Below are 13114 nucleotides of genomic sequence, written 5' to 3' on the forward strand. Positions count from 1 at the left end.
AAAACTAGATATTATTATACATGACAGTCAATTTTTTCGAGAGTTTGATCCTGGCTCAGGATGAACGCTGGCTGTGTGCCTAATACATGCATGTCGAGCGGAGTTAGCAATAACTTAGCGGCAAATGGGTGAGTAACACGTACTTAACGTACCTCTTAGTTTGACATAACGGCCGGAAACGGACGCTAATTTCAAATACTTGTGATTTTCGCATGAAGATTACATAAAAGGAGCTTCAAAGCTTCGCTGAGAGATCGGGGTGCGCAACATTAGCTAGTTGGTAAGGTAATGGCCTACCAAGGCGATGATGTTTAGCGGGGTTGAGAGACTGATCCGCCACACTGGGACTGAGATACGGCCCAGACTCCTACGGGAGGCAGCAGTAGGGAATTTTCCACAATGGACGAAAGTCTGATGGAGCGACACAGCGTGCCTGATGAAGACCTTCGGGTTGTAAAGGGCTGTGGTAAGGGAAGAAAAACTAGTATAGGAAATGATATTAGCTTGACGGTACCTTATTAGAAAGCAACGGCTAACTATGTGCCAGCAGCCGCGGTAATACATAGGTTGCAAGCGTTATCCGAAATTATTGGGCGTAAAGCGTCTGTAGGTTGTTTGTTAAGTCTGACGTTAAATTTTGGGGCTCAACCCCAACTCGCGTTGGATACTGGCAAGCTAGAGTTATGTAGAGGTTAGCGGAATTCCATGTGAAGCGGTGAAATGCGTAGATATATGGAAGAACACCAAGATGGCGAAGGCAGCTAACTGGACATACACTGACACTGAGAGACGAAAGCATGGGGAGCAAACAGGATTAGATACCCTGGTAGTCCATGCCGTAAACGATGATCATTAGTTGATGGGAGACTCATCGACGCAGCTAACGCATTAAATGATCCGCCTGAGTAGTATGCTCGCAAGAGTAAAACTTAAAGGAATTGACGGGGACCCGCACAAGCGGTGGAGCATGTGGTTTAATTTGAAGATACGCGTAGAACCTTACCCACTCTTGACATCTTCTGCAAAGCTATAGAGATATAGTAGAGGTTAACAGAATGACAGATGGTGCATGGTTGTCGTCAGCTCGTGTCGTGAGATGTTTGGTTAAGTCCTGCAACGAGCGCAACCCTTATCCTTAGTTACTACATTTAGTTGAGGACTCTAAGGAGACTGCCCAAGTAATTGGGAGGAAGGTGGGGACGACGTCAAATCATCATGCCTCTTACGAGTGGGGCAACACACGTGCTACAATGGGCGATACAAAGAGAAGCAATATGGTGACATGGAGCAAATCTCAAAAAGTCGTTCTCAGTTCGGATTGAAGTCTGCAACTCGACTTCATGAAGTCGGAATCGCTAGTAATCGTAGATCAGCTACGCTACGGTGAATACGTTCTCGGGTCTTGTACACACCGCCCGTCACACCATGGGAGCTGGTAATGCCCGAAGTCGGTTTTTTCAAACTGCCTAAGGCAGGACTGGTGACTGGGGTGAAGTCGTAACAAGGTATCCCTACGAGAACGTGGGGATGGATCACCTCCTTTCTACGGAGTACAAAACATCTTCTTGTTCAAAAGAAGTTTTAACCTTTTAAAGATCATTATTTTATTTATTAAGTCATGTAGCTTTTGATCTTTTAGCTAATATCTAGTTTTGAGAGAACATTCTCTCAATTGTTCTTTGAAAACTGAATAGTAGTAAATTTGATATTACAACGACATCAAAAATAAAATTAACAAATAATTGTCAATTTGTTTTGATTCATCGAGTAATCATTATGTAAATAATAATGATTCATTGAAATGTCTTAAAATACACATCAACAATAGGTTTTATATTGTACTTTTAAATAAGTAAGAGTTTGTGGTGGATGCCTTGGGTCTAGAAGTCGATGAAGGACGTGATTACCTGCGATAAGCCTCGTGGAGCCGGATATATGCTTTGAAACGGGGATTTCCGAATGGGGAAACCTAACTAGGGTTATGCCTAGTTGTGATTAACTGAATCAATAGGTTATGATCGAGACACCATGTGAACTGAAACATCTTAGTAGCATGAGGAAGAGAAAATAAATAATGATTCCATCAGTAGCGGCGAGCGAACGTGGAATAGCCCAAACCAATTTTTATTGGGGTTGTAGGACAGTCTACATAGAGTTACAAAATTTAAATGATAGCAGAAGCTTTTGGGAAGAAGCGGCAAAGAGGGTGATACCCCCGTAAGCGAAATCTTTAAATCTCTTGACTGTATCCTGAGTAGGGCGGGGCACGTGAAACCCTGTCTGAATCTGCCAGGACCACCTGGTAAGGCTAAATACTAACTAGACACCGATAGTGAACTAGTACCGTGAGGGAAAGGTGAAAAGAACCCCGAGAGGGGAGTGAAATAGATTCTGAAACCACTTACTTACAATTAGTCAGAGCCCGTTAATGGGTGATGGCGTACATCTTGCAGTATGGACCGGCGAGTTATGTTAACATGCGAGGTTAAGCGGAAAAAAGCGTAGCCGTAGAGAAATCGAGTCTTAATAGGGCGAATTAGTATGTTGATATAGAACCGAAACCATGTGATCTATTCATGAGCAGACTGAAGCTAGGTTAACCCCTAGTGGAGGGTCGAACCACAGTACGCTGAAAAGTGCCTGGATGACTTGTGAATAGTGGAGAAATTCCAATCGAACTTGGAGATAGCTGTTTCTCCTCGAAATAGCTTTAGGGCTAGCGTGTGATGTTAAGCATTGGTGGTAGAGCACTGAATATGGAATGGCTGCGCCTAGCAGTACTGACTATAATCAAACTCCGAATACCAGTGTGTACTGTCATGCAGTCGGAACCGGGGTGCTAACGTCCCGGCTCGCGAGGGCAACAACCCAGATCGTCGGCTAAGGTCCCAAAATCGTGTTAAGTGGAAAAGGTTGTGAAACTTCATAAACAACTAGGAGGTTGGCTCAGAAGCAGCCATCCTTTAAAGAGTGCGTAATAGCTCACTAGTCAAGAGGTTTTGCGCCCACAATGTAACGGGGCTAAAACACGATACCGAAGCCACGGGTACTTTATGTACGTTAGAGGAGCGTTCTTATTGCGACGAAGTCAGATCGTGAGAACTGGTGGAGCGATAAGAAGTGAGAATGCCGGTATGAGTAACGATTCGTAGTGAGAATCTACGACGCCTATTGGGGAAGGTTTCCTGGGCAAGGTTCGTCCACCCAGGGTTAGTCAGGACCTAAGGTGAGGCTGAAAAGCGTAACCGATGGATAACAGGTTAATATTCCTGTACTTTCTATAAGTGTGATGGAGTGACGGAGAAGGATAGTTCTACCCATTATTGGATTTGGGGGCAAATATTTACTGGTCAATGTAGGCAAATCCGCATTGTATAACCGGGAGGTATGATGCATACGCAAGGAATTGAATGATTTCACGCTTCCTAGAAAAGCTTCTAACCGTATATTCTTATAGAAACCCGTACCGAGAACGGACACACGTCCCCAAGATGAGTATTCTAAGGCGAGCGAGAAAACTAGTGTTAAGGAACTCTGCAAAATGACCCCGTAAGTTCGCGAAAAGGGGTGCCTATATTTATATAGGCCACAGTAAATTGTGAGGGGCAACTGTTTATCAAAAACACAGCTCTCTGCTAAACCGCAAGGTGATGTATAGGGGGTGAAGCCTGCCCAGTGCCCGAAGGTTAAATGGATTTGTTAGCTTATGCGAAGCATTGAAATGAAGCCCGGGTGAACGGCGGCCGTAACTATAACGGTCCTAAGGTAGCGAAATTCCTTGTCGGCTAAATACTGACCTGCACGAAAGGCGCAATGATCTCTCAACTGTCTCAACACTAGACTCGGTGAAATTATGGTCCCAGTGAAAACGCTGGGTTCCCGCATCAAGACGAAAAGACCCCATGGAGCTTTACTACAACTTCGTATTGGAACTTGGCCTAACATGTGTAGGATAGGTGGGAGACTTTGAAGCGAGGACGCTAGTCCTGGTGGAGTCAACCTTGAAATACCACCCTTGGTATGTTGAGTTTCTAACCTGCTATCATAATCCGGTAGGGGGACAGTGCGTGGTGGGTAGTTTGACTGGGGCGGTCGCCTCCTAAAGAGTAACGGAGGCGTTCAAAGATACACTCAGTATGGTCAGAAACCATATGTAGAGCGCAAAGGTAAAAGTGTGTTTGACTGTGAGACTTACAAGTCGAGCAGGTGCGAAAGCAGGACTTAGTGATCCGGCTGTTTATTGTGGAATAGCAGTCGCTCAACGGATAAAAGTTACCCTGGGGATAACAGGCTTATCTTGCCCAAGAGATCACATCGACGGCAAGGTTTGGCACCTCGATGTCGGCTCATCGCATCCTGGAGCTGGAGTCGGTTCCAAGGGTTGGGCTGTTCGCCCATTAAAGCGGTACGCGAGCTGGGTTCAGAACGTCGTGAGACAGTTTGGTCCCTATCTGATGTGGGCGTTGGAATATTGATGAGAGCCGTTCTTAGTACGAGAGGACCGGAACGGACATACCACTGGTGTTCCTGTTGTTGCGCCAGCAGCATAGCAGGGTAGCTAAGTATGGAAAGGATAACCGCTGAAAGCATCTAAGTGGGAAGCCTCCTCAGAGATGAGTATTCCCTTGAAATTCCTTGTAGACGACGAGGTTGATAGGCTAGAAGTGTAAGCACAGCAATGTGTTCAGCTGACTAGTACTAATAAATTGATAGGTTTAAAAGTAATGTGTATTTAAGATATTTTAATGAATCATCACTAGTCATTTTATACTATTCAGTTTTCAGAGAACATTGCCCTATATGGGCTTTTTTTATTTTTCTGTTGTTTTTCAAGATTAAAAAACTTTTATAGATTAAAGATTCCAAAAGTAAAATACACCTAGAAGAAATCTAGATGTATTTTTACTACTTTTTTTTGTATAAAATTTAAGTCCGAAAAGAAAGGTAAATAATTATATATGATAAAAAATAAAATTGATTTTTGTATAAAAATTAAGTCTAAATTACTAAACAAAAAACTTATGAATATAAGTAAGAACACTTTATAATTGAGGAAAATAATTGAAGAGAAATTTTAAATAAAAATAATTTGAAAGTGAATTCAAATCATATTTCTTCTTGACAATTAAGAGAAATTCTTTAATTAAAAAAGGTAAAAAATAAGTATTGAATTAAATATTTTTCCATATTTATCTGCGATAAGGGCAAAAACATTAAAAAGCTATTAAAAATGAAGTAAAGAAAAAAGTATAGGTAAGCTAATAACTGAAAGACTAGAATCTATAAATTTAAGACTTAATAATAATGATTATGAACTTGATATAGTAATTGGTGTTAAATTTGATAGCTATAGCATTTTAACTTTGTTAAATAGAAAAATAAGAATGTTTATTTTGCTTTTACTCAATGATCTGATAAAAGTGTAAAAGAAAATTTAATAAAACTTATAAAACAATATGACTTAAATATTAAAATATTAACAATAGATAACGAAAGCGAAAATTATAGAAAGTATAAAAGATATTTATCATTGTTATCTATATTCTTCGGCAGAAAAAGAAAGTATTCAAAATAGCCATAAATGCTACGTAGATACATTCCTAAAGGTAATTCTATTGATCTTTATGTTGGAAAAGATATTACAAAATTTATGAATTTTGTTAATTCTTATGCTAGAAATATTTATAGTAACACAAAAATTTCCAATGTTCTTTCAGTATAAGAAAATATTTGTTTAATTTATTTTTGTAAAAAATTTAATTAATTCTTATAGGAAGTGATATTTTCTAATTAAATTTTTGATAAATTCAACTAGAAAAATTTTAAAACTAATATTTTACTAATATTTTGATAAGTACTTAAAATAGAGGTTTTTTGCAATTTATAAGTTTTTAATATAGATATATAAAAAATATTTACAATTTTTTTAACTTATGCTATCATAACAAAAGAGATTATTAAAATAAATCTCAAAAAAGTAAAAAAGTCAAAAATAATATAATTCTATTTTTGTTTTATACTATATAATTTTTTATGCTTATTTATAGCATTACAATGTGGAGAAGTAGCTCAGCTTGGTAGAGCGCTTGGTTTGGGACCAAGTGGTCGCAGGTTCAAATCCTGTCTTCTTCACCATTGTGGGGGGTTAGCTCATTTGGCTAGAGCGCCTGCCTTGCACGCAGGAGGCGGTGGGTTCGAATCCCATACTCTCCACCATTTATATGGCGTTGTAGCTCAGTTGGTTAGAGCATCCGGTTCATACCCGGAAGGTCAAGAGTTCGACTCTCTTCGACGCTACCATATGGAAATCTAGCTGTTAAGGACCTATAGCTCAACGGTTAGAGCAACCGGCTCATAACCGGTTGGCTACAGGTTCGAATCCTGTTAGGTCCACCATGGGTGATTACCCAAGCCTGGTTGAAGGGAATAGTCTTGAAAACTATCAGGGGCTTCACGGCCCGCGGGGGTTCGAATCCCTCATCACCCGCCATTTGCTCTTTTATAAAGAGCATCAAACAAAAATAAAACTAAATATATGTCGCGGAGTGGAGCAGTTTGGTAGCTCGTCGGGCTCATAACCCGAAGGTCATTGGTTCAAGTCCAATCTCCGCAACCATATGGTCCAGTGGTAAAGTGGTTTAATACGTCTCCCTGTCACGGAGAAGATCGCGGGTTCAATTCCCGTCTGGACCGCCATGGCTCTGTAGCTCAGTTGGTAGAGCAACGGACTGAAGCTCCGTGTGTCGCTGGTTCGATCCCTGCCGGAGCCACCATTTCATTATGTGATCAACACCTTTTTAGGTGTTTTTTTTATTTTTTAAAATTAATATTTATAATTTATAAAAATTATTAAACTATTTAATAGGAGCAATATATGAAAAAAGTAAAATTCATTTTACCTGCATTATTAACTTTTACTAGTCCTTTATTAGTACCGATTTTTACCTTGTCATGTAAAGATACTACAAATAACCCACAAAAACCAGAATTGCCTGGAGGTTCTAATAATCAAACTAATCCAGGAAATAATCAAAACCCATCTAATCCGGATCCTGGCAACAATAATCAAAATCCAGGAGGTAATTCAAATCCACAAATTAATGATGGTGGTATTTTAACTAATCCTCCAAAATTAAATGAATTGAAATCTTATTCATATGAAGAATTATTAAATTTAGATGAAAAATCACTTTATAAATTAAGTTCACATAATCATAGTTCTAATGAAATAGATGTTACTTCAGTGGTTTCTAAATATAATAGAAAATATGCTTTAAATAGTTATTCTTCTACAAAAATTGATCAATCAAAAATAAAAGAAATGTATGATGAAACATTTGAAAAAGTATATCAATCTGTTGAAGAATATACAAAATATTGGACTTTAATAGAAGAAAGATTTACTAATTTTAAAAATAGTGACTATGATTTATATTCATTTTTTTCTCCATATGTTAATAAAGTAATTAATGATGTAGAAACTTTAATGGAAAAATTAGATTCTAAATTTAGAGAACTTTTAGAACAAAATAATCAATCATTATTAAATGAATTAAAAACAAAAGCTGCTACAATTGTTAATCAAGCAAAAAGTGCTATCAATAACAATAAAAATAAGAAAGAAATTAAAGCTTTTAAAAGGTTAATTAATTTAGTTCCTGAAAAAGGACATAATTACTTTGAAAAAGATAAAGAACAAAAACTTTCTAAATTAAAAATGTATCAAACTCATTCTGATTCTTATTTGGAAAAATTAAGAAAAATAGTTTCAGAACATAGCGAAGATAGATATAAACTTGAATATGATTTAAAATATAATCAAGAATTTAATATGGAAAGTGATCCTAATTGATTTGCGGAATATATATCTCAATTTGAAAACCCAAATAAACCATTTGATAATGATACTAAATGATGATTAATGCATGCTGTTGCTCATGAATTAGAATTATCACGTTATATCTATAAAGCAATGGGAGAAGGTTGAAATATTGATTTTAGTTTATTAAATGAATACAATCCATTAGATCCTGCTAAAAATAATAATAAATACTATGTAGATGTAGAAAAAGGGTTTAAATGAACTACTTCTTCACAAAAATGAAAAGAATTAAAAGAATATATCATCAATAAATTGAATCAAATTATTGATGATAGATGAACCGATTTACAAAAAGCTGAAGCTGTGCATAATTATATTTTATGAAGATATAATTATGCTACTAATAGTGAAGTTAAGAAATATAAAAATTCTCAAGGTTATTCATTAGCTGATCCATATAATATTGTTTCTGGTGGTAATGTAGTTTGTGATGGATATGCTAGAACTTATGCTTTATTTATGTATTTCTTAAATATTCCAACTAGATATTATGGTGGTAAGGGTGAACTTAATGGAAGTGAAGAATTACACGCTTGGAATGAAGTTTATTTAGATATTAATGGTAAAAAAGGTTGATATCCAGTTGATTTAACATGAAATGATGGCAAAACAAAAAGTGGTATTGATTATAATTTCAAATACTTTTTAAAAGATGATTATTTTAGAGATTCACATATGGCTGATCCTTTATTTAGAATTTTTTATAGTGATAAAGCAACTCCTTTAAAATAATATTTTTATCTTACTTTATATGATGAAGTAAGATTTTTTTATCTTTTGGCTTTATATTTTATAATTATTATATTAATTCATAACTTATAAAAAGGAATAGATATGCTTAAAAACAAATTAAAATATTTTCTTACATTAGCTAGTTCTAGTTTAGTAATTTTACCCATTTCTTTAATTTCTGCTAAATGTAAAAAGGATGATACACCAAATAATCCAAATCAAAAACCAAATGAAAATCAAAATCCACAACTTAATCAAGAATTAGGTAAGAAAATTGAAAAAGAAGATGATTTAACTTCTTTTTCATATGAAAATCTTACTCATGATGTTTATAAAGATAAAAAATGATATGACTTGCAATCATATGAATTGGAAGATAAAAAAGTTGATAGAGTTTTATTACAGGCGACTGCTTCTACTTTTATTGCTATATATAAATTAGAAAAATTTTTAAATATACCTAATGCTAAAATATCTAAAGAAAGAATTACTGAGTTATATAATGAATATTTTCAAAGAATACATATTGATTTAGAAAAAATAAGTAAATATAAACGTATAGCTATGAAAAAATTTGCTCGTTTTGAAAAAATTTCTGATTACAATTTAAAGGAATATTACAAAAATAAATTTGATAAGATGATTGAAGAAGCCTCAAGTAATTTAGATGGGATGGCAACTAAATTTATAAATTATATAGAACAGGGAAAATCAAAAGAATCAGAATTTATAGAATCAGCAATAATTTCAATCGATCTTATTTATGGAAATAAAAAAACAAAAACTACTGGAATTATTGATGAACAAATTATTAAAATTTTCGCTAGAATGCTAGATTTAGTTCCTGAAGAAGAATATGGTTATTTTCAAAAAAATAGAGAAAAAAAATTAAATAGTTTGAAAATTAATCAAAAACAAGATGAACCAAAAAAAGAAGAACTTAGACAAGCCTTATTAAAAAGAAAAAATAAAGAAATTACTTTAAATTTAGCTAAAAAATTTTCAAAAGATACATATAAGTTTAAAGATGCTCCTGAATGATTAAATGAATATATATCCCAATTTGAAGATCCTAAAAAACCTTATTCAAAAGATCAGAAAGAAGAAATTTTAAAGGCTTCAGCTATTGAATTAGAATTAGCAAGACAGGCATATTTATTAACTGGTGATGGATATGATTATGATTTTAGTTTTACAAATTGAGATTATGTAGAAGAAAAAAAACAAGATGCAACTGAAATTACACTTAAAAATGGACTTAAATTTTTAACTCAAGATGAAAAATTTGAAGATTTAAAATGATTTATTATAAATAAATTAAATGAAATAGTTGATGAAAGATGAACTGATTTACAAAAAGTTGAAGCAGTTGTAAATTACATAATGTGGAAATATGAATATGCTAGTGATGAAGAATTAAATTCATATAAAAATGCTTCGGGTCTTTCATTAGCTGATCCATATAACATCACTTTAAAATCAAAAAATAAAGTAGTTTGTGATGGTTATGCAAGAACTTTATCATTATTCTTATACTATTTAGGTATTCCTAATAGATATATTGGTGGTAGAGGTTATAAAGATGGAATTTCACATTCAACAGATCCCAAAAATGATTCTGAATTACACGCTTGGAATGAAGTTTATTTAGATATTAATGGTAAAAAAGGTTGATATCCTATTGATTTAACTTGAAGTGATCATGAAACAAATTATGAAGATCCTAATGATCCTGGTAACCAAATGTTATTTGATCATTCATTAGTTTTAAATTCCCAAGATTTTAGAGATAAACATGTAGCCGATCCATTATTTAAATACTTTTATATTGATAAAGTTTTACCTTTAAAATAATTTTTGAACAAATTGTCAAACGAACAATTTGTTTTTTTTATAAAAAATGAATAAATGATTTATTCTTAATTCTAAAAAATATAGGTTGCTGGTAGTTTTTATGTTTTTTATAAATTTGAATTTTAATTATTTTTATATATAGAATTTACTTCTATTTATATATGTATTTTTCTTGTAAAAAGTCAAAAAAATTTAATTAATTTTAATTTTAGGAATTTTTATTTTTTAATAAAAAAGTATAATTTCAATAAATAAGCATTGAAAATTTAGAAAGACAAAATGAAATTAACTTTTAATAAAAAAATTATTTTACCAATAGCATCAATTTCAAGCATTATTTTTAGTAATGCGGCAGTTTTGCGTTGTACTAATGAGTACAAAGAATTTTATGATGTAATCAATAATAAAAAAGATTGAAAAATTTCTCCAACTCCTATAGTTGACGAAAATACAAAAAAGGAAATGAATGATTTTATTGATAGTCTTTTATCTAATAACAAGATAAAACAAGAAATTGATAAAAAACCAGAATTAATAAATAAAATTCCAGAAGCAGAATTAAAATATTTTACAGCTGATTATCTATTAGCAATGAAGAAATTTAGCATTCCCAATACTAATTTAAAATATAAATTTTTGAAATATGAAATTATAGAAGTTTTAGATAAATATGATGAAAAAGAAGGTTTAGCTTCAGTAGAAATTAAAATGAAAGTTTTTCATAAAAACAAACCTGCTTTATCTAAACGCTACACAGTTTCTTTACATGGGTTTAAATATGTAAATCCTCATAATCATTTAACTAATCAGGATTTAGTTAATGAAACAAATAATATAAAAGATGGGTGAAAATTTAATTTTCAAAAACATCAAATTATTGATAATATCTGGGAATTAACTAAAACAAAATAGAATAAAAAATGAATTTTTAACTTAAAAAAAGAAAAAATAATTTGAAACCTTTTTTCATAATAAGAGTTTTCAAATTATTTTTTAATATAAAATTATTATATTAAATTTACTCTTATATTAAGAAGGTAATATGAAAACAAAATTTATTTTTGAAACTGGTGGGGTTTTATCAGGATTAGGAAAAGGAGTTACCAATGCAAGTATTGGTAATTTATTAAAAGCCAGAGGATATAAAATTTTTGCTATAAAACTAGATCCTTATTTAAATATCGATCCCTCAGCAATGTCTCCTATTGAACATGGTGAAGTTTTTGTAACTGCTGATGGAGGAGAGACAGATTTAGATTTAGGTCATTATGAAAGATTTATAGATGTTAAATTATCTAAAGATTCAAGTTTTACTAGTGGGAAGATTTATACAAGAATTTTTGCTAATGAACGTAATGGAGTATATGGAGGAAAAACTGTTCAAATTGTTCCTCATGTTATAGATGAAATTATTAATATTATTTTAGATAATGCTAAAAAATATGAACCTGATTTTATGCTTATTGAAATAGGTGGAACAGTTGGAGATATAGAATCTAATCCTTTCATTTATGCTATAAGTAAATTTGCTCAAATGTATCCAGAAAATGTATTTTTTAATCATATTGCCTTTGTCCCATATTTATCTGCTTCAAAAGAATATAAATCTAAGCCTTCACAAGTTTCTATTGCTACATTAAGATCTTTTGGCATTAATCCTAACGTTTTATTATTGAGATCACAAGGTGAAGTAGATGAAAGTATTATTACTAAAATTGCAAGATCTTCATTTTTAGATCCTAAAAATGTAATTTCTATTCCAGATATGGCTAATATATTTGAAATTCCTTTGTATTTAGAAGAACAACATATATGTGATATTATTCTTAATCATTTTAAAATGAAATCTAAATTTGATGGTAAGGTTTTATTACCTTGAAAACAATTTGTAGAAAAAAATCGTAAAGAAAATAAAAAGAATATTAATATAGCATTAGTAGGTAAATATGCTGCTTTAGAAGATTCATATTTATCAATTATTATGGCCTTAAAAATAGCTTCTATTCATCAAGAAGTAAAATTTAATTATGATTTGTTAGATGTAGAAACTTTAGCAAATGATAAAAATATCATTATTTTGAATAATTATGATGGAGCAGTAATTTTACCTGGATTTAATTTTAGAGGTTTTGAAGCTAAAGTTAGAATTGCTAATTATGTAAGAGAAAATAAAATTCCTACTTTAGGTTTAGCCTTTGGCTTTCAAGCAATGATTATTGAACAAGCACAAAGAAAAAATATTTTAAGTCCTACTTCAGAAGAATTTAAAAAACATATTCCAAATGGAACATTTATTTTTAAAAATACACATCCTGAAATTGAAAATTACTTACATTTAGGTGAAGACAAAATACTTCTTACTAAATCTTCTTTAATTCATAATATTTATAAACAAGATTTAATTTATGAAAGACATCGTAATCGTTATGATTTAGATTCAAAATGAACTAATCAAATAGAAGATGATAACTTTAAATTAACAGGATTTAATCCTAATTCAAATACTATTGAAGTTTGTGAATTAAAAAATCATCCTTTTTATGTAGGGGTTCAATACCAGCCAGAATTTAATTCTAGAGTTTTAACTTCACATCCACTTTTTGATACTTTTATTAAAACTACTATTCAAAACAAAAAATAAGGAGA

At 32.3% G+C, this 13114-nt stretch carries 4 protein-coding genes, 8 tRNA genes, 2 rRNA genes and 1 pseudogene; all 15 read left to right on the top strand.

The genetic code is table 4. The features are described 5' to 3' along the window. Positions 1-32: 32 nt before the first annotated feature. Positions 33-1543: ribosomal RNA gene (locus tag ACJA27_RS00685) — 16S ribosomal RNA — on the top strand. A 299-nt stretch (positions 1544-1842) separates the two neighbouring features. Continuing rightward, a 23S ribosomal RNA gene (locus ACJA27_RS00690) occupies positions 1843-4723 on the top strand. Together the 16S and 23S rRNA genes form the textbook arrangement of a ribosomal RNA operon. A 511-nt stretch (positions 4724-5234) precedes the next feature. Next, a pseudogene (locus ACJA27_RS00695) lies at positions 5235-5722 on the top strand (IS30 family transposase); the annotation flags it as partial. A gap of 336 nt (positions 5723-6058) precedes the next feature. Continuing rightward, positions 6059-6135 (top strand) — tRNA-Pro (locus ACJA27_RS00700). Between the two features lie 4 nt (positions 6136-6139). Continuing rightward, positions 6140-6216 (top strand) — tRNA-Ala (locus tag ACJA27_RS00705). 7 nt (positions 6217-6223) lie between these two features. Beyond that, positions 6224-6300: transfer RNA gene (locus tag ACJA27_RS00710), tRNA-Met, on the top strand. 20 nt (positions 6301-6320) lie between these two features. Then, positions 6321-6396 (top strand) — tRNA-Ile (locus ACJA27_RS00715). Between the two features lies 1 nt (position 6397). Next, positions 6398-6490: transfer RNA gene (locus ACJA27_RS00720), tRNA-Ser, on the top strand. Positions 6491-6539: 49 nt separating this feature from the next. Continuing rightward, positions 6540-6616 (top strand) — tRNA-Met (locus tag ACJA27_RS00725). A gap of 3 nt (positions 6617-6619) precedes the next feature. Then, a tRNA-Asp gene (locus tag ACJA27_RS00730) sits at positions 6620-6696 on the top strand. A 1-nt stretch (position 6697) separates the two neighbouring features. Beyond that, positions 6698-6773: transfer RNA gene (locus ACJA27_RS00735), tRNA-Phe, on the top strand. Positions 6774-6874: 101 nt separating this feature from the next. After that, positions 6875-8614 (top strand): transglutaminase domain-containing protein, encoded by a 1740-nt coding sequence (locus ACJA27_RS00740; RefSeq protein WP_406618084.1) that lies wholly within the window; start codon positions 6875-6877, stop codon positions 8612-8614. Between the two features lie 102 nt (positions 8615-8716). Then, complete coding sequence (locus ACJA27_RS00745; protein WP_406618085.1) at positions 8717-10468, top strand: transglutaminase domain-containing protein; 1752 nt, start codon at positions 8717-8719, stop codon at positions 10466-10468. A gap of 279 nt (positions 10469-10747) precedes the next feature. Continuing rightward, on the top strand, positions 10748-11380 hold the full coding sequence (locus tag ACJA27_RS00750) for a hypothetical protein (protein WP_406618086.1): 633 nt from the start codon (positions 10748-10750) through the stop codon (positions 11378-11380). 130 nt (positions 11381-11510) lie between these two features. Further along, positions 11511-13109, top strand: coding sequence for a CTP synthase (locus ACJA27_RS00755; protein WP_406618087.1), 1599 nt, complete (start codon positions 11511-11513; stop codon positions 13107-13109). Positions 13110-13114: the final 5 nt, after the last annotated feature.

Origin of the sequence: Mycoplasmopsis lipophila, assembly GCF_045276895.1 — a bacterium.
GTDB lineage: Bacteria > Bacillota_I > Bacilli_A > Mycoplasmatales > Metamycoplasmataceae > Mycoplasmopsis > Mycoplasmopsis lipophila.